Raw genomic sequence first — 23,947 nt, forward strand, 5'->3', positions numbered from 1 at the left:
CCGGCTAGCCGCGCTCGATGTTGCTGAGGTCGCGCAGCACGCCCACTCGTCCGTCGGTGTGCTGGACCAGGAATTCGTGGCCCCGGTCTTCCAGGGCCAGCACCCAGCCGCCCGGTTCAATCACAAAGGCGGGGGCGCCGGTCTGGGGGTCCACCGCGGTCCGGTGCTGTGCCACGGCAAACCAGAACGCCTCATGCGCCGGCTCTTCGTACGATTCTTCCGGCCTGGATGCCGGATCCACAGTGGCGCCGATGGGCTCCACGCGGCGCACCTGCTGATGCACGGCCGTCGCTGCAGGTTCTGCGGCAGACTGGCGCGCCGAGGCAGCGACGCCTGTGCCGGCGGCGTGGGTTGCTGCTTCAGGGGCAGCGGCGGCGGACGCCGTAGCGGTCGGCGCAGGGGCAGCCGCAGCCGCCGTCGGGATGTCACCCGCAGAAGTCTCCGCAACGGCGGGCGCCGTGGAAGTGCCCGTCGCTGAAGGGGAAGGCACGACGTCGGCCGCCTGGGTTGCGGGGCTCGGGTCGCCGGCAGCGGTCCACTCGTTGACCTCCGGGGCGGAAGAGACGGCCGCTGACGCAGCCGGAGAGGAGGTGGGCGCGGCGTCGGAAAAGGCCCCGGCCGAAGCGGCGGGCGCGGCGGCACGCGCAGAAGTTGCCGCTGCAGGTGTGGCGGTAGGCGCGGCAGCCTCCGGAACGGGCGCGGCCGCAGGCTTGGGTTCCTTGGGCGTGTGCGGCTTGGGCAGCGGGACAGCCGAGTCGCGCGCCATCACGTGGGCCGGGGTTTCGTCGCGCCCCAGGAAGTCGCCGGCGAAGTACGGGATGAACCGGCTCAGCACGGTCCCCGCGAACAGCACGACGGAACCTATCAGGCCCACCAACAGGCTGGGCACATAGCCCGCGGCCGTGGAAACGAAGAAGAACGCCAGTGCAAAGGAAGCCACCACGGACGCAAACTGGTCGATGGACAGCGAACCGATGCGGACCTTCGTGGCGGGAGCGAGCCGGCGGGCAGCAAAGAGTGCCGTGACAATCATGGGCAACACAATGCCGAGGCCCAGGAAGAACAGGCTGCCCGCGTTCCAGAGGTTAAACCGGCCGAAGAAGATGGGCAGCAGCGAGGCGACCAGCAGGATGAGGGTGGCGGCGAAAACTGTCAGGTCCCGCAGGGTGAACGGACCCAGCACGGCCTGGTTGGTGGTGCCCGGCTTCGCGCCGGCCGGCTTCTGCATGCCCTTTGCTGAGCCGCCTCCCGGTGTGGTGCCAGGCCCTGCCTCGGGTGCGCGGCCAAATTTCTGGCCGAAGCTTTGCTGGTTCATTCTGTACTCCTTAGCGTGGCGGCACCGGGACGGTTCCGTCCCAAAACTGTGCCGTCCGAAACGGCGGCAACGGCCAGGCCCGGCAGTGATACACCGGATCCGACAGCTCCGTAGAAAGTCACAATTCAATCTCAGCCTAGTCAACCGCATGGCCGATCACTAGCTGATCCGCAGCGGCCGGACGCCAGCGGGCAGGGTCCTTTAACCATTCACCGCTAAATAAATGCCGTTCGCGGGGGCCTTTGTGACAGCGAACACGTCGCGGCCCCGGCGCGTATTAGGCTTGATTCCGGAACAGCTCTTTGCGGAATGTCCGTGATCGGCCGCTGCCTGATGCCGCGCAAATCGGCGGACGACGGCCGGCGACGGCAGCCGCTTAAAAGACCGATGAATGATGAGGTTCACCATGTCTCAGGACACTCCCGGCTCCACGGCCACCGCCCCCGCAGCTTCCGTGCAAAACAACCTGCAGGGCGGCCAGCAGGGCGACGCCATTGAAAACCTGCTGCACGAAAACCGTACTTTTGCCCCCAGCCCCGAATTCGCTGCCGACGCCGTTGTCACCGCCGCTGATTACGCAGAGGCCGACGCCGGCCGCCCGGCTTTCTGGGCGAAGCAGGCCCGCGAACTGCTCACCTGGAGCAAAGACTTCGACCAGGCACTGGACTGGTCCAACCCGCCGTTCGCCAAGTGGTTTGTGGGCGGAGAAGTCAACGCCGCGTACAACGCGCTGGACCGCCACGTGGAGAACGGCCTCGGGGACCGTGTGGCCATCTACTTCGAGGGCGAACCCGGCGACACCCGCACATACACCTACGCCCAGCTCACTGAAGAGGTCAAGAAGGCTGCGAACGCCTTTGAGTCCCTCGGCGTTGGCAAAGGTGACCGTGTGGCCGTCTATCTGCCCATGATCCCCGAAGCCGTCATCACGCTGTTGGCCTGCGCCCGCATCGGTGCCGTGCACTCCGTGGTGTTCGGCGGCTTCTCCGCGGACGCCCTGCGCTCCCGGATCGAGGACGCCGAAGCCAAGCTCGTGGTCACCGCGGACGGCACCTACCGCCGCGGCAAGCCCAGCGCGCTGAAGACCGCAGTGGACGACGCTCTCTCCGTCGACGGGCACACGGTCCAGAACGTTGTGGTGGTCAAGCGCAACGGCCAGAACGTAGACTGGCACGAAGGCCGGGACCACTGGTGGGCGGACACCGTGGAGCTGGCCTCCGCCGAGCACAAGGCGGTAGGACACGACTCCGAGCACCCGCTGTTCATCCTGTACACGTCCGGCACCACGGGCAAGCCCAAGGGCATCCTGCACACCACCGGCGGCTACCTCACCCAGGGCGCCTACACCCACAAGGCCGTGTTCGACCTCCACCCCGCAACGGATGTCTTCTGGTGCACGGCCGACGTCGGCTGGGTCACCGGCCACACGTACGTCGCCTACGCGCCCCTCATCAACGGCGCCACCCAGGTCATGTACGAAGGCACCCCGGATTCCCCGCACCAGGGCCGCTGGTGGGAGATCATCGAGAAGTACAAGGTCTCCATCCTGTACACCGCCCCCACAGCCATCCGGACGTTCATGAAGTGGGGCCGGGAGATCCCGGACAAGTACGACCTGACCTCCCTCCGCGTCCTCGGTTCCGTGGGCGAATCCATCAACCCCGAAGCCTGGATGTGGTACCGGGACGTCATCGGCGGCAACAAAGCACCGATCGTTGACACCTGGTGGCAGACCGAAACCGGCGCCCAGATGATCGCCCCGCTGCCCGGCGTCACGGCCACGAAGCCCGGCTCGGCCCAGGTCCCGCTGCCCGGCATCGCCGTGGACGTCGTCGATGAGCAGGGCGAATCCGTGCCGGACGGGCACGGCGGCTTCCTTGTGATCCGCGAACCCTGGCCCGCCATGCTCCGCGGCATCTGGGGCGACCCCGAACGGTTCAAGGAGACCTACTGGTCCCGCTTCGAAGGCATGTACTTCGCCGGCGACGGCGCCAAGAAAGACGAGGACGGCGACATCTGGCTCCTCGGCCGCGTGGATGACGTCATGAACGTCTCCGGACACCGGCTCTCCACCACCGAAATCGAATCCGCCCTCGTCAGCCACCCCTCGGTAGCCGAAGCCGCCGTCGTGGGCGCCGCGGACGAGACCACCGGCCAGGCCGTCGTCGCGTTCGTCATCCTGCGCGGCGACGCCGTGGACTCCGGCGACGCCACCATCCAGGAACTCCGCAACCACGTGGGCAAGGAAATCGGGCCCATCGCCAAGCCCAAAACCATCCTCGTGGTCCCGGAACTGCCCAAAACCCGCTCGGGCAAGATCGTCCGCCGCCTGCTCAAGGACATCGCCGAAGGCCGCGAATCCGGCGACGCCACCACCCTGGCCGACACCACAGTGATGCAGCAGATCGCACAGTCGCTCAGAAAGTAACAGCTGCCTCACGACCCAGTCCGACGCTATCGAGTGGCCCCGATTACCCGTTCTCATGGGAAAATCGGGGCCACTCCCTGTTTGGGACGATTCAAAAAAATCGACGCTCGAAATGTTATTTGCCGTTCTTCCATGTTCTGTTTTGAACGTTTATAGTCAGATGCAATGTGAGGTGTCTCACATGCGGCTATTTTTCAAGGGAGAGAACATGGTTTCACAGTTTGATGCGTCTGCAACTGCTTTTCCCAGCAGGCGGAGCATCCTCAAGACCGTTGGCGTAGGCGCGGCAGGCCTTGCCGGCATTCCATTCCTCGCAGCCTGCACGGGCGGAAGTGCGCCGTCCGCCACGGGTTCCGACTCCGCCGGCCTTACCTTCGGTTCCGGGTCCTCCGATGACGTCCCCAAGCGGGCGTACCAGGCTGTCACCGACGCCTTCACGGCCAAGTCCGGCAAGAAGGTCACCACGAACGTGGTGCCCCACAATGATTTCCAGAACAAGATTAATTCGTACCTGCAGGGCTCTCCGGACGATACGTTCACTTGGTTCGCCGGTTACCGCATGCAGTACTACGCAGGCAAAGGCCTCCTTGCGCCCATCGATGACGTCTGGGAAACCATCGGTGGCAACTACTCCGATGCGCTGAAGAAAGCCTCCACCGGACCGGACGGCAAGATGTACTTCGTACCCAACTACAACTACCCGTGGGGGTTCTTCTACCGGAAGAGCCTCTGGGCCGAAAAGGGGTACGAGGTGCCGGAGACCTTTGACGCCCTCAAGGCCCTCGCTACGAAGATGCAGGCAGATGGCATCATTCCCATCGGCTTCGCCGACAAGGACGGCTGGCCGGCCATGGGCACCTTCGACTACATGAACATGCGGCTCAACGGCTACCAGTTCCATGTGGACCTGTGCGCACACAAGGAATCCTGGGACCAGCAAAAGGTCAGCGCGGTCTTTGACACCTGGGCGGCGCTCCTTCCCTTCCAGGATCCGGGAGCTCTCGGCCAGACCTGGCAGGACGCCGCCAAGGCGCTGGAAGCCAAGAAGACCGGCATGTACCTGCTGGGTTCCTTCGTCACCCAGCAATTCACCGACCCGGCGGTGCTGGCGGATATCGATTTCTTCGCCTTTCCGGAGATCGCCATGGAAGGCCGCGACGCCGTCGAAGCCCCCATTGACGGCCTCCTGCTGTCCAAAAAGGGCGGGGAGAACAAGGCGGCCCGCGACTTCATGGCCTTCCTCGGCACCGCCGATGCCCAGGACGCCTACGCCGCCGTGGATGCGTCCAACATCGCCACCGCCAAGGGCACGGACACGTCCAAGTTCAGCCCGCTCAACAAGAAGTGTGCGGACACCATCGCGGACGCGAAGTACATCAGCCAGTTCTTCGACCGCGACGCCCTGCCGGCCATGGCCAACAACGTGATGATCCCGGCCCTGCAGAGCTTCATCAAGGACGGCAAAATGGACGTCAAAAACCTTGAGGCCCAGGCCAAGTCGCTCTACGCCGCGCAGTAGTTCCAGGGCAGCACTTCCAGCCCTGTCAGCGCCGTTTCAGAGGCGCCCAGCCAGGAACGGAACGACGACGGCGGCGCAGGCTCCCGCCGCCGTCGTTCCCTTCCAGCGTCCCACCAAAAGAGGGAAGACTTCCATGAGCAGCACCGCACAAGAACTGATACCGCCGGAAGCGCGGGAACCCGGCGGCGGCCGTATCCGCCGGGCCAAAAGCGGGCGCGTTCGCCGCCTGACCGGACGGGACAAGGTTGTCCTGTCGCTGATGGTGGGCATCCCCACCCTGATCGAACTGGCCCTGGTGTGGCTGCCGACGCTGATGTCCGTGGGGCTCAGCTTCACCCGGTGGAACGGCCTGGACCTGGCCGACATACGCCCCGCCGGCACGGCGAACTACCAGTACATCACGCAGGACTACCCGCCCTTTTGGCCGGCGGTGCAGCACAACCTGCTGTGGCTCCTGTTCCTGGCCCTGATTGCCACACCGCTGGGGCTGCTGCTCGCCGTACTGCTGGACCAGAACATCAGGGGCAGCAAGATCTACCAGAGCATCTTCTTCGCACCCGTGATGTTGTCACTGGCCCTGATCGGCATCATCTGGCAGCTCTTCTACCAGCGCGACAACGGACTCCTGAACTTCCTCCTTGGCACCGCAGGGACACCACAGGCCGTTGACTGGTTCGGGGACTCCTCCGTGAACATCTGGGCCGCCATGATCGCAGCCACGTGGCGGCATGCCGGCTATGTCATGCTCCTGTACCTGGCCGGACTGAAAGGCGTGGACCCGACCCTGAAGGAAGCAGCCGCCATCGACGGAGCCAATGCCGTGCAGACCTTCTTCCGTGTGGTGTTCCCGGCCATGCGCCCCATCAATATCGTCATCGTGGTGATCACCATCATCGAATCGTTGCGCGCCTTTGACGTGGTCTACGTCATTAACCGCGGAACCAACGGCCTGGAAATGCTCAGCGCCCTGGTGATCCAGAACCTCGTGGGCGAAGGCCAGGTGATCGGCGTCGGTTCTGCCCTGGCAGTGGTGCTGCTGGTCATTTCCCTCGTCCCCATCGTCTTCTACCTCAGCCGGACCTTTGGCAAGGAGAACAGAGCATGAGCACCACCACAGCCCGCGCCGGCCGTACGCCCACCGCAGCGGCGCCCCGCTCCGGCAACAGGCCCAAACGCCACTACGGAACACACATCTTCCTGGCCGTTATGGCGGTGATGTGGCTGATCCCGCTGGGTTGGTCGCTTTTCACCGCGCTCCGTCCGGTGGCCTCGACGAACCAGTACGGCTATTTCAGCTTTGCCGGCGACTTCAACTTCGATAACTTCGCCCAGGCCTGGACCCAGGGCGGGTTTTCCACGTACTTCTGGAACTCGGTCATCATCACCGTCCCGGCTGTGCTGCTGACCCTGTTCCTTGCCTCCCTCATGGCCTTCGCCGTCAGCCGGGTGAGCTGGAAGTTCAACATCACGCTGCTCATCATGTTCACCGCCGGCAACCTGCTTCCCCCGCAGGTCCTCGCCGCCCCGCTGTTCGAGATGGCAAAGCACTTCGAAGTGCCGTACTCGTTCAGCGATTCCGGAAACATGCTGAACACCTACATCATTGTGATAGCGGTCAATACCGCCTTCCAGATGGGTTTCTGCACCTTCGTGCTGTCCAACTACATGAAGGCGCTCTCCGCGGACCTGACCGAGGCCGCCCTGGTGGACGGGGCCGGCATCTGGCGGCAGTACCGGGAAATCATCATGCCACTCTGCCGGCCGGCGTTCGCCGCACTCGGCACGCTCCAGGTCATCTTCATCTACAACGACTACTTCTGGCCCCTCATCTTCATCCAGAGCGGCAACCGGCTTCCGATCACCACGGCCATCAACAACCTGCAGGGCGAATTCCTGAACAACTACAACCTCCTGGCCGCCGGTGCAGTCATCACTGTCATTCCCACGCTGGTGATCTACCTGCTCCTGCAGCGGCAGTTTGTTGCGGGGCTGACTCTTGGTTCAAGCAAGGGGTAGACCATCATGGAACGTGACGGGGATATGACTCCCCCGCCTCAGCACGAAAGGAATTCCATGCTCCCCGCAGCACGCCACCAGGCAATCGTGGACGCCGTCCAGCGCGAACGGGTTGTTCGCGTCTCGGACCTCGCCCAGCAACTGGGTGTTTCGCTGATGACTGTCCGCCGGGATATCGAGCTGCTGGAGGAGGGCGGCAAACTGGAGCGTATCCACGGCGGCGCCAAGCTCCCCGGCGATGCCAGCACCCACGAGCCAGGCTTCGAACTTAAGTCCACTCAGTTGACCGCGGAGAAACGGGCCATCGCGTTGGAGGCTGCGGGTCTGGTGCATGAGGGCATGGCCGTCGGACTCAGCGCCGGGACCACAACGTGGGCGCTCGCCAAGGAGCTGGTGAACGGTCCTCGGATCACGGTGGTCACCAATTCCGTGCGCATCGCTGACCTCTTCCACCACGCCGCGTCCGGCGGCTCAGCCCGGTTTGGATCAACCGTGATCCTGATCGGCGGCGAGCGTACGCCGTCGGACGCCTTGGTGGGTCCCATCGCCACCGCAGCGCTCAAACAGCTGCACCTGGACGTGCTGTTCCTGGGCGTTCACGGCATGGACGCCGACGCCGGCTTCACCACACCCAACCTCCTGGAGGCCGAGACGGACCGGGCGTTCGTCGCAGCCGCCCGGAAAACCGTGGTCCTTGCCGATCACACCAAGTGGGGGCTGCTGGGCATCAGCACCATCGCCCCCTTGGACGCGGCCGATGAGGTCATCAGCGACGCCGGGTTGGGCCCCGAAGCCCAGCGAATCGTCGGCGAGCGGGTGGGCAAGATCCGGATCGCGGGCTAGCGAACCACCAGCCCTTAGTTCACGGGCAGCCGCAGGACTGGCGGACGTGGAGCTTCGTGGGGAACATCCGCTGCTGCGGCGGGGCCTTGCGCCGCGCACCCAGAATGCCTTCGACGGCGGCCTCGGCCATCTCCCGGACCGGCTGATCCACGGTGGTCAGCGCCGGCCATGTGTACTCCGCCTCGGCGGAACCGTCGAAGGAAGTCAGTGCGATGTCCCCGGGCACGGCGACGCCTGCCTCATGGAGTGCACGGAGGATGCCGACCGCCTGCATGTCCGAGCTCGCGAAAATCGCCGTGGGCCGGTTGGAAGAGGCCAGGAGCCGCTTCCCTGCTTCGTAGCCACCAGCCCGGGTGAAGTCACTACGAGCGATTGGCCCTTCGGGGAGGCCAGCCTCCTTCAGCGCCTTCAGCCAGCCCAGTTCGCGGCCGTCGACGTTTTTCCCCACGTTGGTGCCCATGGCCAGGCCGATGTTGGTATGCCCGTGTCCCAAGAGGTGTTCCACGGCGATCTGTGCCCCGGCAGCCAGGTCCACCCCGATGCTATTGATGCCCGGCCCCTCGCTGTCATGGTTGAGCAGGACCCAGGGAATGTCGGCCTTCTCAAGGTCTTCAAGGTCCGGCTGGAACAGGACGCTGGCCAGCAGTACCCCGTCCACCTGCCGCGCGGCCAGGTTCCGGACGTTACGGCGCTCCTTTGCGAGGTTGCCATCGGAGTTGGTAAGCAGCAGGGCGTAGCCCCGCTCGGCCGCGGCGTCCTCCACGGCGTGCGCCAGGAGCGAGAAAAAAGGGTTCGAGTTGTCCGGCACGATGAGCCCCAGCGTCTCGCTTGATCCCAGCTTGAGGGCCCTGGCCGCCGCGTTGGGGCGGTAGTCCAGGACGCGGATGGCGTCCTGGACTTTCGCTTCCGTGGCGGGAGCCACTTTCTTGGGCCCGCCGTTTACTACATAGCTGACGACGGCGGTGCTAACGCCCGCGTACCGGGCAACATCCTTGCGGGTCACCGGGCCGCGTGGGGCCTGCACTGCGGGAGTCGTCATGGTGTACATGCTAGCTATCAGAACCCCGGCGCGTCGCCGAAGTCGCGGATCGGCAGGCGCTCTCCGCCGCGGAGGGCGGACTGGTGCGCCACGATGCCGGGCAGCGTGAACCGGGCGGCAACCCAGGCGTTGACCGGCGGAAGCGTACCGGTGTTGACCGCTGTCACGAAGTCATCCACCAGGAAGTGGTGGCTTCCCTCGTGCCCGTTCGGTGCGCCGCGGAACTCCTCCGGCAGCCGATCAGCGTCATGGACAGGCGAGAGTCCGGAGACGAAGGCGTCCCTCAGTTCCGGCGCAACGTTGGCCAGCGACGGGTCATCAAGGGACATGCTGGGCCGGGTTTCGAATTGCTCGGAAATATCTTGGACGTTTTCCTTGTCCTGCCAGACGGAGACTTTTGCGAGTTGTTCGAAGCTGGCCTCCGTCCCGAAGAACCGGAAGCGGGACTCCCTGATGTGTGAGGGGTAGCCCACGCGGCGCATCTCGTTGGTGCGCATAACGCCGCCGTCATTGAGTTCAAAAAGGGCGGTGGCGTTGGAGAAGTCGTTGCCGAACATGCTGACCTCCTTGTCGAAGACGCCGTCATTGCGGTCATCCTTGACTCCGACGCAGCTGACACTGACGGCATGGGCGGGGACCGCACCGAGGACTCCGCCCACCGCGTGGGTCGGGTACAGCATGGGCGGGTAGCTGGCGGTTTCCTTCCAGCGGTCACCGCCGCTGTACTGGTAGGCATCGTAGAAGCCCAGGTCCATGTCGTGGACGTAGTCGCCTTCGGTGTAAAAGATCCGCCCGAAGCGGCCGGCCGCATGCTGTTTGCGCGCATAGACGGTGGCCGGGTTGTAGTAGCTGGTCTCCCCCATCATGTAGACCAGGCCGATTTCGCGGACAGCGCTAATGATCCTGGCGATTTCCTCCTCGGAAATGGCCATGGGGACGGCCGAATAGACGTGCTTTCCGGCGCGGAGCGCCTGCTCCACCAGCGGACCGTGCGTCCAGCGCTGCGTGAAGATGGCCACGGCGTCGACGTCGGAGGCGAGGAGGTCCTCAAAGCTCGCCTCGGACCCCGCCAGGTGGTACCGGTCCACGGCCTCGGCCGCGCGTTCCGGAAGCTCGTCCACCACATAGACGTCGCTGACGCCGGGGTGGAGATTGAAGAGGTGCGCGAACTGGCCGCCGAACTGGCCAACTCCTACTACGCCGATTGAGAACGTCATTGTTTGCCTTCCCTGGATGCTGTGACGGAGCGCCGGCAAGCGCTGTCCATCAGGATTTCAGTGTTTCATTCGAATCTACTCGAGTCAATGCTCTAGCGACTGGATAATCCCTCTAGAAATAAAAGAAAAATTAACACTTGCGACTCCAAATCTACTCGTGTAGATTTCTCAGCAGTTGTTATCCACATCACAGTCAGGAAAGGGTCGACGATGACCACCCTTGCCAAAAACGCGAGATCCGCCCCGCCCCAGACCGGAGCACCCAAGCCGCGCGGCGGTTACCGCCGGCTCGGCGACCTCAAGATCGCCCTGTTCTTCATCGCCCCGGCAATGATCGGGTTCATCTTCTTCTACGTTGTCCCAACCATCCGCGGCGTGTACCTGAGCTTCACGGAGTACAACATCCTCGGAGACCCAACATGGGTAGGGATGGACAACTACACGGCGATCGCCAAGGACCCGCTGTTCTGGAATTCCCTGGCCGTCACCGGCCAGTACGTCCTCATCAACATCGTCCTCCAGACAGCCCTGGCACTGGGACTGGCCCTCCTGATGCACCAGGTCGCCAAGTCCACGCTCATCCGCGGCGCTCTGCTCCTGCCCTACCTGATGTCCAACGTCATCGCGGCGCTGCTCTGGTTCTGGATGCTCGATTATCAGATCGGCGTGGTCAACCAGTTCATCGAATGGGCCGGCCTCCCCCGCGTCGCGTTCTTCGGCAGCGAAGAGTGGGCCATCCCCACCCAGGCAGTCATCAACACCTGGCGGCACATGGGCTACACCGCGCTGCTCATCTTTGCCGGCCTGCAGGCCATCCCCGGCAACATCTATGAGGTCGCAAAACTCGACGGCGCCTCAGCGTTCCAGACCTTCCGCAAGATCACCATTCCGCTGCTGCGGCCGGTGCTGGTCCTCGTCCTTGTTGTCACGGTGATCGGATCCTTCCAGGTCTTCGACACCGTGGCCGTCACCACCCAGGGCGGACCGGTGAACGCCACCCGCGTGATCCAGTACTACATCTACCAGCGGGCCTTCACCGAGTCGGACTTCGGTTACGGATCCGCCATCGCCGTCATTCTCTTCCTCATCCTCGCCCTGGTGGCCTTCATCCAGATGAAGTTCCTCAAGGGCAACGAGTCGGACCTGGACTAAGGAGTCCCCCATGACATCCACCACCAGCCGCGCACCGCAGCAGGCCCCGGCCCGCCGCCGTCGTCCGTTCAACACCCGCCGCGCAGGTGCCTGGGCCCTCCTGGTCCTCGCCATCGCCGTCTCCGTCCTCCCGTTCCTCTGGGTGCTGCGGACGGCGCTGTCCACCAATTCGGCACTGGCCGCCAACTCAGCCAGCCTGCTTCCCGCCGATTTCACGTTCGGTGCCTTTATGCGGGTGTTCGGGCTGCAGAGCCCCGCGGACGCCATCGCCGAGGGCGGTTCCGGCGCCACCATCGATTTCTGGCTGTACCTGAAGAACTCCATCATCTTCTCGTCCATCACCACCGCCGGGGCCGTGTTCTTCAGCGCCATGGCCGCCTATGCCTTTGCCCGGCTGCGCTGGCGGGGCCGGAACGCGGTGTTCAGCCTGTTCCTGGGCACCATGCTGGTCCCGCCGATCTTCACGGCACTGCCCAACTTCCTGCTGATCAAGAACCTGGACCTGCTCAACACAATGCTCGGCATGGTCCTGCCGTACGTCTTTATGACTCCGTTCGCCATCTTCTTCCTCCGCCAGTTCTTCCTGAACATGTCCCGCGAGGTCGAAGAAGCCGCCATGCTCGACGGCGCCAAGCACCTCCGCATCTTCTTCCAGATTGTGCTTCCCAACGCCGCAGCCCCCATCGCCACCCTTGCCCTGCTCACCTTCATCGGCCAGTGGAATGAATACTTCTGGCCGCTGCTCGTCGGGTCCCAGGACGATGTGCGCGTCCTGCAGGTGGGCCTCGGCGTCTTCAAATCCCAGGCACCCCAGGGTTCCCCGGACTGGTCCGGTCTGATGGCCGCGACCCTGGTTTCGGCCCTGCCCGTCCTGATCCTCTTCGCCGCCTTCGGCAAGAAGATCGTCAACTCCATCGGCTTCTCCGGCATCAAGTAATCACCCAACGAAACCATGCATCTCCCGAACGGAAAGTAGAACCATGAAGAAATCCCTCGGCGCCGTCGCCGTCGCCGCAGTTATGGCACTGTCCCTGTCCGCCTGTGGCGGAGGCTCATCCTCCTCGGCAGAGTCAGCCAAGGGCGAGATCAACTACTGGCTGTGGGACGCCAACCAGTTGCCCGCCTACCAGCAGTGTGCCGACGACTTCGCGAAGGCCAACCCGGACATTTCGGTCAAAATCACCCAGCGCGGGTGGGACGACTACTGGAGCACGCTGACCAACGGCTTTGTCGGCGGCACTGCCCCGGACGTTTTCACCAACCACCTCGGACGCTATGGCGAGCTCGCAGAGAACAAGCAGTTGCTGGCCATCGACGACGCCGTCAAGAAGGACAACATTGACCTGACCCAGTACAACGAGGGCCTCGCGGACCTCTGGGTTGGCCAGGACGGCAAGCGCTACGGCCTGCCGAAAGACTGGGACACCATCGGCCTGTTCTACAACGAGGCCATGCTCGCCAGCGGCGGCGTCACCGAAGAGCAGATGAAGAACCTCACCTGGAACCCCCAGGACGGCGGCACGTACGAACAGGTCATCGCCCACCTGAGCGTTGACAAGAACGGCAAGCGCGGCGACGAGGCCGGCTTCGACAAGAACAACGTCGCCGTCTATGGCCTTGGCCTCAACGGCGGCGGCGACTCCTCCGGGCAGACGGAGTGGAGCTACCTCACCAACACCACCGGCTGGTCCCACACGGACAAGAACCCGTGGGGCACGCACTACAACTACGACGACCCCAAGTTCCAGGAAAGCATGGACTGGTTCGCCGGACTCGTGGAAAAGGGCTACATGCCCAAGCTGGAGACCACCGTCGGCGCCAGCATGGCCGACACGTTCGCGGCCGGTAAGTCCGCCATCAATGCCCACGGTTCGTGGATGACCGGCCAGTACACCGGCTACCAGGGCATCGATGTGGGCATCGCCCCCACCCCGGTGGGCCCCGAAGGCAAGCGTGCCTCCATGTTCAACGGCCTGGCCGACTCGATCTGGGCCGGAACCAAGAAGAAGGACGCCTCGATCAAGTGGGTTGAGTACCTCGCCTCCGCTGACTGCCAGGACGTCGTAGCGTCCAAGGCCGTCGTCTTCCCGGCGCTCAAGGCTTCCTCCGACAAGGCTGCCGCGGCCTTCGCCGCCAAGAACGTGGACGTCTCCGCGTTCACTGAGCACGTCAAGAACAAGACAACCTTCCTGTACCCGATCACGGACAACACCGCCAAGGTCAAGGGCATCATGGAGCCCGCCATGGACGCAGTAGTGTCCGGCAAGGCCCCGGCCAGCTCCCTGACCCAGGCCAACGAACAGGTCAACGCCCTCTTCAAGTAGGCACCAGCTTGACCGGCTGCGCGCCGCGGACACCTTGTTCCCGCGGCGCGCAGCCTCGTATTCTTACTCACATCCCCGCAGAAGGACAGCATCTTATGGACCCGCTCCACCTCCGTTCCGCCGGCACCAGCCTGGTGATGGGCTTCGACAGCGGGGAGGCCGAGGTCATCCACTGGGGCGCAGATCTTGGCAGCACCCTGCCGGACCTCGCCATTCTGGGCGAACCCATCCCGCACTCCGCCATCGACGCCAACGTGCCCGCAGGGCTCCTGCCGCAGGCATCCTCCAGCTGGCGCGGCCGTCCCGCCCTCCGTGGCCACCGCGTCGCCGACGGCGTCTCCGGCCTTGACTTCTCGGCCCGCCTCCGCGTCGTGACAGCGGGCGCCGAGGGCAACTCCGCCGTCATCGTCCAGGCCGATTCCGACTCCGGCCTCACCGTCTCGTCCGCACTGACACTGCACGACGGCGGCCTGCTGGAGCTGCGACACACCCTCACCAACGACGGCGCCACTCCCTACCAGCTCGACGAACTGGCCACCGTCCTCCCGGTGGCGCCGGACGCCGTCGAACTCCTTGACCTGACGGGGCGCTGGTGCCGGGAACGCCACCCGCAGCGCCGCCCCATCCAGCAGGGCACCTGGGTCCGCACCGGCCGTCACGGCCGCACCGGACACGATTCCTCGCTGCTGTTCGCCGCCGGCACCCCCGGCTTCGGCAACCGACACGGAAAGGTCTGGGCCACGCACCTGGCCTGGAGCGGCAACCATGAACAGTTCGCCGACAGCATCGGCGACGGCCGCACCATGATCGGCGGCTCCGAGCTCCTGGGCCCGGCCGAGGTCATCCTCGCACCCGGCGCCAGCTACACCACGCCGGCACTGTTCGCCGCGTACTCGGACCGCGGCCTGGACGGCATCAGCGAGGCGTTCTACAGCTGGTTCCGGTCCCGCCCCCACCACGTGCTCCCCGCAGCCGGCACCACCACCCCGGGCAAGCCCCGTCCCGTGGTGCTCAACACCTGGGAAGCGGTCTATTTCGACCACAACCTGTCCACCCTGATCGAGCTGGCTGACTCCGCCGCCGAACTGGGCGTGGAGCGATTTGTGCTCGACGACGGCTGGTTCCGCGGCCGCCGCGACGACCACGCCGGCCTGGGCGACTGGTACGTCGACGAATCACTCTGGCCCGACGGCCTCACTCCCCTGATTGATGCCGTGACCTCGCGCGGGATGGAATTCGGGCTCTGGGTGGAACCGGAAATGGTCAACCTGGACTCCGATATTGTCCGCGCGCACCCTGAGTGGATTGTTGGCCCTTCGGTCCAGAGCTACAAGGACGGCGGCCGCCTGCCGATTGAATGGCGGAACCAGCATGTGATCGACCTCGTGAACCCGGACGCGTGGCAGTACATTTTCGACCGCGTCGACGCCCTGTTGCGCGAGAACAACATCAGCTACCTCAAGTGGGACCAGAACCGGGACCAGCTGGAGCACGGCCACGCCGGCCGCTCCTCGGTCCACGAACAGACCCTGGCCGCCTACCGGCTCTTTGACGAACTCAAGAAGGCCCACCCCGGCGTCGAGATTGAAAGCTGCTCCTCCGGCGGCGCCCGCGTGGACCTGGGCATCCTGGAGCGCACCGACCGGATCTGGGCCTCGGACTGCAACGATGCCCTGGAACGGCAGACCATCCAGCGCTGGACCGGGCTGGTGGTCCCGCCGGAGCTCGTGGGCGGTCACGTCGGCCCCACCACCTCGCACACCACGGCCCGCACGCACGATCTGTCCTTCCGCGCCATCACAGCGCTGTTCGGCCACTTCGGCATGGAGTGGGATGTCCGCGGGGTCCAGGGCGCCGAGCGCGAGGAACTCAAACGCTTCATCGCCCTTTACAAGGAACACCGCGGCCTGATCCACTCCGGGCGCATGGTCCGCGCGGACGTCGCGGACACTTCCCTCATGCTCCACGGCGTGGTAGCCGACGCAGAATCTCTTAAAGGCACGACGGCGGCGCTGTTTGCCCTGGTCAGTACCGGCACCTCCTTCGCCGAGCAGACCGGCCGGATCACCATCCCCGGGCTGGAGCCTGACCTTACCTACCGGGTGGAGGCCATCTTCCCGACTCCCGGTGATGCGGACCACGGACACACGTTCACGCAGGTCAGACCCCCGGCTTGGCTTTCTAACGGTGCCGTCGCGGGCGGCCGCTTCCTGGCCGAAGTGGGCCTGCCGATGCCCATCCTCAACCCCGAGCACGCCCTCGTCCTGAGGTTCACGGCACTCTAGGGTCCCTTGCGACAGATTCTGCACCATCATTCACCGTTCGAAGTCCACGGCCCCCGGAAATCCGGCGACGTGGAATGTCCCGGGCCGAATGATGGTGCAGAATCCGACGGGTAGATTGGAGCCATGACTGACGTTTCCTCCCCTGACTCCGCATCTGCCTCCGCTGCCGGGCGCGGCACGATCCTTGTGATCAACGGCCCCAACCTCAACCTGCTGGGCACCCGTGAACCCGAGAAGTACGGCACCTCCACCCTCGCGGACGTGGAACAGCTGGCAGCCACCACGGCGCAGGCGCACGGCTTCACGGTGGAATGCGTCCAGTCCAACCATGAGGGCGTGCTCCTGGACGTCATCCACGCAGCCCGCGGCACCGCCGTCGGGATTGTGCTGAACGCCGGCGCCTTCACGCACACCTCCGTGGCACTGCGCGACGCCCTGGCAGCAGTGCAGCTTCCCGCCGTCGAGGTCCACATCACCAACGTGCACCAGCGCGAGGAATTCCGGCACCACTCTTTATTGTCCCCGGTGTGCGCCGCGGTGATCGTGGGCGCCGGAGTGTTCGGCTACAAGCTGGCCATCGACTACCTGGCCGAAGCGCTGTAGCCCGGCGCTTTGTGGCGCAGGCTCGTGTGGCTCAGGCCGCCCGGGCTACTTCTGGATGCACTGCCCGGAGGAGACTGGAGCGCTGAGGCTTGCGGCCTGGGATGCGACCGGGAACAGGTCATTCATGGTGATCGCGAAACCCATTTCGGTGTCCGAGGTTGCCTTGGCGAAAATGACGCCGGCCACCAGGCCCTCCATGGTCAGCAGCGGGCCGCCCGAGTTCCCGGGCTGGACATTGCCGGCCAGGCGGTAAATCTCTTCCGGGGCCGGGTTTTCGCCGTAGATGTCGGGCACCAGAACCGAGGTGATGTCCTGGACCGTGGCGGGGTTGGACTGGAACGGACCGCCGTGAGGGTACCCCGCGAAAGCTGCCGGACTGCCGTTCGGAAGGTCGGACGTCAGCGTGAGTGGTTCGGAAGGCAACCCGTCAACGGCCAAAACGGCGAGGTCGTGCCTGGTGTCGAAGTACACCACCCGCCCGGGCATCGCGCCGCCGTCGGGAATTTCAACCACCGGCTGCGACACGCCCGCCACAACATGGGCATTGGTCACAACCCGGCCGGGGGAAACCACAAAGCCGGTGCCGGTCTGGTTCTGCCCGCACTGGTAGGCGGTTCCGGCTATTTTCAGGACTGACTGTGCGGCCCGGTTCAGCGCCGGCGTATCGGTGCTGGCATTGGGCACCGCCACTGGCTGCCCCTGGTCCAGACCTTCCAGCAGCGTGGGGATTCCGTTGCCGATCACCGTTGACCGCAGCTGCGCCATGGTGGTCTTCAACGGGACAGGGGTCAGCCCGTCGATGTACCGGATGACTTTGGACTCGGCCAGTTGCTGGGACACAAACGGAACGCCCAGGGCGCTGACGCTGAAGGCAAGCATGGACATGACCAACGCCGAGACCACCACATTGACGGCCCCGCCCACCAGCCGGTCCACAGCACGCAGCGGCTTGATCCGCACGGCGCCGCGGATTTTGCGCCCGATCATGGTCCCGAGGCCATGGCCCAGGGCCATCAGAACGACGGCGGCGGCCACGATGGCGGTCAGCCTCCAGCCGGAGTCTTCCACGAAGTTGCTGACCAGTGGAACGGCAAAGAAGGCAGCCATGGCGCCCGCGGCAAAGCCGGCGATACCCCCGAGGGTTACCAGGAAGCCGTTGCGCAGGCCATAGATCAGGTAAGACAGCAGGGCCAGGATCAGCGCCAGGTCCAGAACAGTCAAGCCAAACACTGAGCGCTCCTCTAATACGGTTGAGACCCAATTCTAGTGGCGCAGGCTGACATTATTCTGTGGGCGCCAGTCTCCCGCCTATGGGGGCCAGGTTCGCCTCACGTTCAGTCGTCAAACTCACACCCCGGGCGCGGCCGGGCACCGGATCGGGCCCGCATTACACAGTGTTTGCGGCGTTTCCGCTGCCAAGTACGTCACAGAACCTTGAAAATTCTGAAACAATGGCAAAAGCGCCACAGCCGACACTTTTTATTCAGGAGATTTCATGGACATCGAGGTACTTCGCCGAGCACCCCTATTTGCCACGCTCGACGACGAAGCATTCCGCCTGCTGACGGACGAGCTGACCGAGGTGGACCTCTCCCGCGGTGCATCGGTATTCCGCGAGGGCGACCAGGGCGACCAGCTCTACTTCATTGTCTCCGGCAAGGTGAAACTGGGCCGCACGTCCCCCGATGGCAGGGAGTCCCTGCTCGCCATCCTGGGCCCGGGTGAACTGTTCGGCGAAATGGCACTCTTTGACCCCAGCCCCCGCACGGCAACGGCCACGGCTGTCTCCGAAACCCGCCTTGCTGGCCTGAAGAACGAAAGCCTCAACGCCCTGCTGCGGACACGCCCCGAGGTTTCGGCGCAGCTGCTGCAGGCCCTGGCCCGTCGCCTGCGCCGCACCAACGATTCACTCTCGGACCTGGTGTTCTCCGACGTCCCCGGCCGCGTGGCCAAGGCCCTGCTCGACCTCGCCGACCGATTCGGCCGCCCGGCAACCGACGGTGTCCTGGTAGCCCACGAGCTCACGCAGGAAGAGCTGGCCCAGCTGGTAGGCGCCTCCCGCGAGACGGTCAACAAGGCCCTGGCAGAGTTCGTCCAGCGCGGCTGGCTCCGCCTCGAAGCCCGTGCCGTAGTGATCCTCGACATGCAGCGCCTCCGCCAGCGCTCCCGCTAACGTTCAACAGCTCCGTATGCAGAAGGCCGGCCCCGAGGAATCGGAGTCGGCCTTTCTGCTTGCGTGCCGAAAGCGGATCGAAAATGGGGATCCGCAGACAGGCTAGCGTTCGCGCTGGGGGTCTCCGGCTACGGTTTTGGCGGCCTCGACTTCGAGCATGAGCGTGCCCTCTTCATCGACCAGCCGTGCCTGGTACACGTGGGGTTTGCGCTTGTAGCTGAGGTAGGCGATGCAGCCGTTCGCTGCGGCCATCTTCTCCAGCATGATCTCCGACCCCGGCACCAGGAGCTGGCCGAGGGTAAGGCCAACGGTGTTCTCGTGGCCCACTTCATCGCCCAGGGCGGTGGTGCTGCGCGCGGCGATGGCCTTGGTGGCGCACACCCAGCGGCCCCAGACGCCCTTGCTCTCCAGCAGGCTCGGCTGCTGGTTCATGGGGACGGTGGCGGCGAAATAGCGGGTGTCGAAGCGGCGGTGCGCGAAGTCGGGGCTGCGCCAGTTGACGAGCGGCTTCAGCAGGTCGGTCCGCAGCGAGAGTCCCCGCTTGGCGAGGAGCTCCGTGAAGGTCTTCTCCTGGTCGGCAACGGCCACGCGGGCCCGCATCCAGTCCTGCGTTGACGTGTTTTCCACGGTGGTGGACATGTCCGGCCCGGCAAGGAGCACGCCGGCTTCCTCAAAGAGTTCGCGGATGGCGCCCACCACGTGGCGCCGCGCCAGCCCGACGTCGTCCGTCCCCATCTGCTCGGCCCAATGCTGGGGTGAGGGGCCCAGCCAACCGACGGCGTCGTCGTCGGACGCCTCCAGGGAACCTCCGGGGAACGCGAGGACGCCCAGCGGCGAGGAGCCGGGCCGGTACCCCAGCCACGTCTCCAGGCCGGTGGGCGAATCCCGCAGAAGCACCACGGACGATGCGTAGCGGGCGGCACGCGGGGTCCGCTCGCCGTGTTCGAGCCAGCTTTGGGCAGCCCCTTCAAGATCCGGAGGAAGGGCAAACAAGCGTCGGGCGAGCTGAGGCAATTGAGTGAACCGGGTCCTTAGCTGAATTCAGCGATCAGTTCGACCTCTACGGGAGAGTCGAGCGGAAGAACGGACACGCCGACGGCGGAGCGGGCGTGCTGGCCTGCGTCACCAAAGACCTGGCCGAGGAGCTCGGACGCACCGTTGATGACGCCCGGCTGTCCGGTGAAGGCCGGATCGGAGGACACGAAGCCCACCACCTTGACGATGCGGGTGATGCGGTCCAGGTCGCCGATGACGCTCTTAATGGCCGCCAGCGCGTTGATGGCGCAGACAGCGGCGTAGGCCTTGGCGTCCTCCGGGGACACGGTGGGCTCGTCGGAGGCGCCCTCTGTGCCGGTGGAGACCTTGCCGGTTGCTTCGAGTTTGCCGTTAATAAACGGCAGCTGGCCGGAGGTGTAAACATGGCTGCCGGTGATGACGGCCGGCACGTAGGCGGCGACGGGGGCGGCCACCTCGGGCAGGGTCAGTCCCAGCTCGGCGAGGCGCTGCTCGACGGCGGAAATCGGCGCGGTTTCCGCGCCGGACGTGGTCTCTGCGGGGGTGCTCATCGCTACTGCTTCTCCCTCTTGAGGTAGGCAACCAGGCCGTTGCCGTCCGGTCCTGTGATTACCTGGACGAGCTCCCAGCCGTCCTCTCCCCACTGGTCCAGAATCTGCTTCGTAGCGTGAATAATGAGCGGAATCGTCGCGTACTCCCATTTGGTCATGAGCTAAAGACTAGTCCTTGCCGGTAAAGTGGAAAACATGGTGACTCGTAAGAACCCCATTTTCGACACAGCCACTACCCTCGGAAAGATATTTGGTTTCCTCGGTGTGAGCGCGATTTGTGGTGTCCTGGTGGCGGGCCTGCTGGTCCCGGCTGCGGCCGTTTCCGGCAGCGCTGCAAGCGGTTCCATCGAGTTCTTCGATACCCTCCCGGCAGAGCTGCAGGTGGACCCGCCCAGCCAGTCCACCCGGATCCTCGCCGCGGACGGCAGCCTGATCGCGAACCTCTACGAGGAAAACCGGACCAAGGTTGCACTCGACCAGATTTCGCCGTTCATGAAGGAAGCGATCATCGCTGTCGAGGACAGCCGGTTCTACGACCATGGCGGTGTGGACACCACCGGCATCCTCCGCGCCATGGTCAGCACGGCCCGCGGCAACAAACAGGGTGCCTCCACCATCACCCAGCAGTACGTGAACAACGTACTCAACGCCAACCTCGCCGCCGAGGGAAACACTGATGACATCAAGCTCAACGGTGTTAACAAGGGCGTAGGAGACAAGCTTCGCGAAATGAAGCTCGCGATCGCCCTGGAGAAGAAATTCTCCAAGGAGCAGATCCTCGAGGGCTACCTCAACATCGTCTTCTTCAACCGCGACGCTTACGGCATCGAGGCCGCGTCCAAATTCTTCTTCAGCAACACCGCGAAGGATCTGACCCTCCCGCAGGCAGCACTCCTTGCGGGGCTCGTCAACAGCCCGTCAGCGTTTGATCCCATCACCAACCCGGAGAACGCCAAGGAGCGTCGCGACCTGGTCCTGGGCCTGATGCTGAACCAGGGAAAGATCACGCAGGTTGATCACGACGCCGCCGTGGCCACCCCGGTGGAGCCGAAAATCACTCAGTCGCGCCAGGGCTGCGCCTACGCCAGCACGGCACCATACTTCTGCGACTACGTGTTGCACCTGCTGCTGAACAACCCGGCCTATGGCGCCACTCCCAAAGAGCGTGAGCAGATGGTGTTCCGCGGCGGCCTGACCATCACCACCACGCTGGACGTCAACGCCCAGAACGTGGCACAGGCCGAGTCGGATGCGGCCGCCGGCGTCAACCCTGACAACTGGGGTGCGTCCATCGTTTCCGTGCAGCCCACCACCGGCAAGATCCTGAACATGGCGCAGAACACGTCGTTCCTGCCCACCGAAGGCAAGTTCAACCAGACCCAGAACTTCAACGTGGACAAGCTGGACAAGGACGGCAACGACCTCAACGGCCTGGGCGGATTCCAGCCCGGTTCCACCATGAAGCCCTTCACATTCGCCCAGTGGGTGAACGAAGGCAAGTCGATGAATACCAACCTCAACGCCGCCACACGCAAGTACCCTCAGGCCTTCCCCTGGAGGAACACCTGTCCGGAACCCACAGTGGGCTGGTATGACGCCAGGATTCCCGGCAGCTTCGACCTGCAGAACTCCGACGACGGCTACTACCGGAACATGACCGTCCTGTACGGCCTGCAGAACTCGATCAATACGGCCACCTTCGCATCGGCGGCGCAGGTTGACCTCTGCGGCATCCAGAAGATCGTGGACGCCGTCGGTATCCACGGTGGCCTGCCGGTGGGTGACGATCCCAACCCGCCGGTCAAGATGACCACTTTGGCCAACCTGATCGGCTCCACGCAGACCGCCCCGCTGACCATGGCCTCCGCGTTTGCCACGTTCGCCAACGACGGCAAGTACTGCGAGCCCATCGCCATCACGTCTGTCACGGACCAGACCGGCGCACAGCTCCCGGCCCAGGCTACGAGCTGCCGTGATGCCGTCAAACCGGAGGTCGCCCGGGGCGTTGCGTATGCCTTGCAGAAGGTTCTGGATGAGGGGTCCGGATCCCTCATCAAACCCCGGATCTCCACCAAAACCAACTTCCCGGTGGCTGCCAAGACCGGTACCAACGACACCAACGGCTCCACCTGGGTGGTCGGTTTCACCACCGGTGTGGCCACTGCAGCATGGTTCGGCGACCCGCTGGGTGACCAGCTCCGGCCCGGCCGGAACCTGACCATCAACGGGAAACGCTATGAGGCGATCGACGGTTACATGATCGCCGGTCCCATGTTCTCCAAGTACATGGCCCAGGTCGCTCCGGCGTATGGCACCAACGCTTTCACGGCCCCGCCCACCAACATGGTGAGCGGAACGCCTGCCCGGACCACGCCGTCAACGCAGGCCACCGCGCCTGCCACGGCTCCAGCCACGCAGCCGTCCACGGACCCTGCACCGGGCAACAGCGACAAGAAGAACTAGCCTCCCATGGCAGTCAGCCCTGCATTGGCCAGCCGCGTCCGGAACATCGGGCGCGGCTTTGCCGTCACCGCCGGCGCGGGCACCGCAGCGGGTCTCGCCGCCTTCGGATACGGGCTGTGGGAGAAGAACCAGTTTGTCCTCCGCGAGGAGACATTGCCCATCCTGCCGGCAGGCCACGCGCCCTTCCGCGTCCTGCACCTGAGCGACATCCACTTCGTCCCGGGCCAGGACACCAAGGCCCGCTGGCTCGAGTCGCTGGCGTCGCTGGAGCCGGACCTGGTGGTCAACACCGGGGACAACCTCAGCCACGTCAAGGCCGTGGAGCCCCTGCTCAAGGCGCTGCGCCCGCTCCTGGAATTTCCCGGCGTTTTCGTCCCGGGGTCCAACGACTACTTCGGCCCGAGCTTCAAAAACCCCGCGTCCTACCTGCTGGGCCCGTCCAAGATCAAGCCCAAAGCCACTGAGCTGGACTGGCCGCGGCTGCGGTCGGGCTTCGGCATGGGCGGCTGGGTGGACCTCACCAACCGGCACCAATCGGTGGTACTGAAGGGCATCCGTTTCGACTTTTCCGGCGTGGACGATCCGCACTTGGGCCGGGAGCGCTATGCGGGCTGGCCCCGCGGCACCCGTGACCAGGACGAGAACGCGCACCTCCGGGTTGCGGTCATCCATGCCCCGTACCAGCGGGTCCTGGACCACTTCACGCAGGACGGCGCGGACCTGCTGCTGGCGGGCCACACCCATGGCGGCCAGCTGTGCATCCCCGGCTACGGCGCCCTGGTGTCCAACTGCGACCTCCCCACGTGGCGGGCCAAGGGACTCAATGACTGGGAAAGCAACGGACGTACGACGCCGGTCAACGTCTCGGGCGGCATCGGCAGCTCCCGGTTCGCTCCCATCCGCATCGCCTGCAAACCCGAGGCCGTCCTGCTGACGCTCACCTCCCCCGAATAACGAAGGTGTGAACCTGCTCACGCCATGGCATAGGGTAGTTGCTAAGGGAAA

The 23,947-nt window shown here is 64.8% G+C and carries 20 protein-coding genes; 13 read left to right on the top strand and 7 right to left on the bottom strand.

Annotation, left to right across the window (positions count from 1 at the left end; all coding sequences use genetic code 11):
* Window positions 1-4: 4 nt before the first annotated feature.
* Window positions 5-1,315 carry a hypothetical protein gene (locus tag ACX80V_RS15310; protein WP_485843869.1) on the bottom strand — a complete coding sequence of 437 codons (1,311 nt, stop codon included), beginning with the start codon at window positions 1,313-1,315 and terminating at the stop codon, window positions 5-7.
* A gap of 406 nt (window positions 1,316-1,721) precedes the next feature.
* On the opposite strand from ACX80V_RS15310, the gene acs reads away from it, so the two are divergent.
* The 5 genes from acs to ACX80V_RS15335 all read left to right on the top strand — a co-directional run bounded on the left by acs (window position 1,722) and on the right by ACX80V_RS15335 (window position 8,121).
* Window positions 1,722-3,743: an acetate--CoA ligase gene (acs, locus tag ACX80V_RS15315; RefSeq protein WP_485843870.1), complete on the top strand. Its 2,022-nt coding sequence runs from the start codon at window positions 1,722-1,724 to the stop codon at window positions 3,741-3,743.
* Window positions 3,744-3,951: 208 nt separating this feature from the next.
* Window positions 3,952-5,262, top strand: a complete 1,311-nt coding sequence (locus ACX80V_RS15320) for an ABC transporter substrate-binding protein (RefSeq protein WP_485843871.1) — start codon at window positions 3,952-3,954, stop codon at window positions 5,260-5,262.
* A 133-nt stretch (window positions 5,263-5,395) separates the two neighbouring features.
* Entirely contained in the window at window positions 5,396-6,367 is a 972-nt protein-coding gene (locus ACX80V_RS15325) for a carbohydrate ABC transporter permease (RefSeq protein ID WP_485843872.1), read from the top strand.
* Window positions 6,364-7,278, top strand: a complete 915-nt coding sequence (locus ACX80V_RS15330) for a carbohydrate ABC transporter permease (protein WP_485843873.1) — start codon at window positions 6,364-6,366, stop codon at window positions 7,276-7,278. The genes ACX80V_RS15325 and ACX80V_RS15330 overlap by 4 nt, the downstream gene beginning before the upstream one ends.
* Window positions 7,279-7,335: 57 nt before the next feature.
* Window positions 7,336-8,121 carry a DeoR/GlpR family DNA-binding transcription regulator gene (locus ACX80V_RS15335; protein ID WP_485843874.1) on the top strand — a complete coding sequence of 262 codons (786 nt, stop codon included), beginning with the start codon at window positions 7,336-7,338 and terminating at the stop codon, window positions 8,119-8,121.
* A 19-nt stretch (window positions 8,122-8,140) separates the two neighbouring features.
* Here ACX80V_RS15335 and ACX80V_RS15340 read toward each other — a convergent pair whose 3' ends face one another.
* Both ACX80V_RS15340 and ACX80V_RS15345 read right to left on the bottom strand, forming a co-directional pair.
* On the bottom strand, window positions 8,141-9,160 hold the full coding sequence (locus ACX80V_RS15340; RefSeq protein ID WP_485843875.1) for a LacI family DNA-binding transcriptional regulator: 1,020 nt from the start codon (window positions 9,158-9,160) through the stop codon (window positions 8,141-8,143).
* Between the two features lie 17 nt (window positions 9,161-9,177).
* Window positions 9,178-10,377: a Gfo/Idh/MocA family protein gene (locus ACX80V_RS15345; protein WP_485843876.1), complete on the bottom strand. Its 1,200-nt coding sequence runs from the start codon at window positions 10,375-10,377 to the stop codon at window positions 9,178-9,180.
* A 210-nt stretch (window positions 10,378-10,587) separates the two neighbouring features.
* Here ACX80V_RS15345 and ACX80V_RS15350 point away from each other — a divergent pair, with 210 nt between their 5' ends.
* From ACX80V_RS15350 to aroQ, 5 genes are all read left to right on the top strand, one after another.
* Entirely contained in the window at window positions 10,588-11,529 is a 942-nt protein-coding gene (locus tag ACX80V_RS15350; protein WP_104060534.1) for a carbohydrate ABC transporter permease, read from the top strand.
* A gap of 10 nt (window positions 11,530-11,539) precedes the next feature.
* Window positions 11,540-12,466: a carbohydrate ABC transporter permease gene (locus ACX80V_RS15355; RefSeq protein ID WP_058931311.1), complete on the top strand. Its 927-nt coding sequence runs from the start codon at window positions 11,540-11,542 to the stop codon at window positions 12,464-12,466.
* A gap of 43 nt (window positions 12,467-12,509) precedes the next feature.
* Window positions 12,510-13,853: an ABC transporter substrate-binding protein gene (locus tag ACX80V_RS15360; protein WP_485843877.1), complete on the top strand. Its 1,344-nt coding sequence runs from the start codon at window positions 12,510-12,512 to the stop codon at window positions 13,851-13,853.
* A 95-nt stretch (window positions 13,854-13,948) separates the two neighbouring features.
* On the top strand, window positions 13,949-16,138 hold the full coding sequence (locus ACX80V_RS15365; RefSeq protein WP_485843878.1) for an alpha-galactosidase: 2,190 nt from the start codon (window positions 13,949-13,951) through the stop codon (window positions 16,136-16,138).
* Window positions 16,139-16,261: 123 nt separating this feature from the next.
* Window positions 16,262-16,741: a type II 3-dehydroquinate dehydratase gene (gene aroQ / locus ACX80V_RS15370; RefSeq protein ID WP_485843879.1), complete on the top strand. Its 480-nt coding sequence runs from the start codon at window positions 16,262-16,264 to the stop codon at window positions 16,739-16,741.
* A 45-nt stretch (window positions 16,742-16,786) separates the two neighbouring features.
* On the opposite strand, the gene ACX80V_RS15375 is transcribed toward aroQ, so the two are convergent.
* Window positions 16,787-17,971 (bottom strand): MarP family serine protease, encoded by a 1,185-nt coding sequence (locus tag ACX80V_RS15375; protein ID WP_485843880.1) that lies wholly within the window; start codon window positions 17,969-17,971, stop codon window positions 16,787-16,789.
* A 265-nt stretch (window positions 17,972-18,236) separates the two neighbouring features.
* Between ACX80V_RS15375 and ACX80V_RS15380 the strand changes: the two genes are divergently transcribed.
* Window positions 18,237-18,914, top strand: coding sequence for a Crp/Fnr family transcriptional regulator (locus tag ACX80V_RS15380; protein ID WP_011693220.1), 678 nt, complete (start codon window positions 18,237-18,239; stop codon window positions 18,912-18,914).
* Window positions 18,915-19,016: 102 nt separating this feature from the next.
* Here the strand turns inward: ACX80V_RS15380 and ACX80V_RS15385 are convergent, their stop codons facing one another.
* Genes ACX80V_RS15385 through sp36 form a run of 3 tightly spaced genes read right to left on the bottom strand, consistent with a single transcriptional unit; the run spans window position 19,017 to window position 20,637 of the window.
* Window positions 19,017-19,928, bottom strand: a complete 912-nt coding sequence (locus ACX80V_RS15385) for an NUDIX hydrolase (protein ID WP_485843881.1) — start codon at window positions 19,926-19,928, stop codon at window positions 19,017-19,019.
* A 17-nt stretch (window positions 19,929-19,945) separates the two neighbouring features.
* Window positions 19,946-20,479, bottom strand: coding sequence for a RidA family protein (locus ACX80V_RS15390; protein WP_058931305.1), 534 nt, complete (start codon window positions 20,477-20,479; stop codon window positions 19,946-19,948).
* Window positions 20,480-20,481: 2 nt separating this feature from the next.
* The gene (gene sp36 / locus ACX80V_RS15395; protein ID WP_099093395.1) at window positions 20,482-20,637 is read right to left on the bottom strand and encodes a Sp36 family protein; all 156 of its coding nucleotides are present in this window, start codon (window positions 20,635-20,637) and stop codon (window positions 20,482-20,484) included.
* A gap of 37 nt (window positions 20,638-20,674) precedes the next feature.
* Here sp36 and ACX80V_RS15400 point away from each other — a divergent pair, with 37 nt between their 5' ends.
* Together ACX80V_RS15400 and ACX80V_RS15405 are read left to right on the top strand one after the other, a co-directional pair.
* Entirely contained in the window at window positions 20,675-22,942 is a 2,268-nt protein-coding gene (locus tag ACX80V_RS15400) for a transglycosylase domain-containing protein (protein ID WP_485843882.1), read from the top strand.
* Between the two features lie 6 nt (window positions 22,943-22,948).
* Window positions 22,949-23,896, top strand: coding sequence for a metallophosphoesterase (locus ACX80V_RS15405; RefSeq protein WP_485843883.1), 948 nt, complete (start codon window positions 22,949-22,951; stop codon window positions 23,894-23,896).
* Window positions 23,897-23,947: the final 51 nt, after the last annotated feature.

This window comes from Pseudarthrobacter arbutini (assembly GCF_054510915.1).

Excerpts from the sequence above, each read along its gene's own strand:
- acs (WP_485843870.1), top strand. The coding sequence starts at position 1,722 with ATGTCTCAGGACACTCCCGGCTCCACGGCCACCGCCCCCGCAGCTTCC.
- ACX80V_RS15310 (WP_485843869.1), bottom strand. The coding sequence starts at position 1,315 with ATGAACCAGCAAAGCTTCGGCCAGAAATTTGGCCGCGCACCCGAGGCA.
- ACX80V_RS15345 (WP_485843876.1), bottom strand. The coding sequence starts at position 10,377 with ATGACGTTCTCAATCGGCGTAGTAGGAGTTGGCCAGTTCGGCGGCCAG.
- ACX80V_RS15350 (WP_104060534.1), top strand. The coding sequence starts at position 10,588 with ATGACCACCCTTGCCAAAAACGCGAGATCCGCCCCGCCCCAGACCGGA.
- ACX80V_RS15390 (WP_058931305.1), bottom strand. The coding sequence starts at position 20,479 with ATGAGCACCCCCGCAGAGACCACGTCCGGCGCGGAAACCGCGCCGATT.
- ACX80V_RS15325 (WP_485843872.1), top strand. The coding sequence starts at position 5,396 with ATGAGCAGCACCGCACAAGAACTGATACCGCCGGAAGCGCGGGAACCC.
- ACX80V_RS15330 (WP_485843873.1), top strand. The coding sequence starts at position 6,364 with ATGAGCACCACCACAGCCCGCGCCGGCCGTACGCCCACCGCAGCGGCG.
- ACX80V_RS15365 (WP_485843878.1), top strand. The coding sequence starts at position 13,949 with ATGGACCCGCTCCACCTCCGTTCCGCCGGCACCAGCCTGGTGATGGGC.
- sp36 (WP_099093395.1), bottom strand. The coding sequence starts at position 20,637 with ATGACCAAATGGGAGTACGCGACGATTCCGCTCATTATTCACGCTACG.
- ACX80V_RS15335 (WP_485843874.1), top strand. The coding sequence starts at position 7,336 with ATGCTCCCCGCAGCACGCCACCAGGCAATCGTGGACGCCGTCCAGCGC.
- ACX80V_RS15360 (WP_485843877.1), top strand. The coding sequence starts at position 12,510 with ATGAAGAAATCCCTCGGCGCCGTCGCCGTCGCCGCAGTTATGGCACTG.
- ACX80V_RS15320 (WP_485843871.1), top strand. The coding sequence starts at position 3,952 with ATGGTTTCACAGTTTGATGCGTCTGCAACTGCTTTTCCCAGCAGGCGG.
- ACX80V_RS15340 (WP_485843875.1), bottom strand. The coding sequence starts at position 9,160 with ATGACGACTCCCGCAGTGCAGGCCCCACGCGGCCCGGTGACCCGCAAG.
- ACX80V_RS15380 (WP_011693220.1), top strand. The coding sequence starts at position 18,237 with ATGGACATCGAGGTACTTCGCCGAGCACCCCTATTTGCCACGCTCGAC.
- ACX80V_RS15400 (WP_485843882.1), top strand. The coding sequence starts at position 20,675 with ATGGTGACTCGTAAGAACCCCATTTTCGACACAGCCACTACCCTCGGA.
- ACX80V_RS15405 (WP_485843883.1), top strand. The coding sequence starts at position 22,949 with ATGGCAGTCAGCCCTGCATTGGCCAGCCGCGTCCGGAACATCGGGCGC.
- ACX80V_RS15355 (WP_058931311.1), top strand. The coding sequence starts at position 11,540 with ATGACATCCACCACCAGCCGCGCACCGCAGCAGGCCCCGGCCCGCCGC.
- aroQ (WP_485843879.1), top strand. The coding sequence starts at position 16,262 with ATGACTGACGTTTCCTCCCCTGACTCCGCATCTGCCTCCGCTGCCGGG.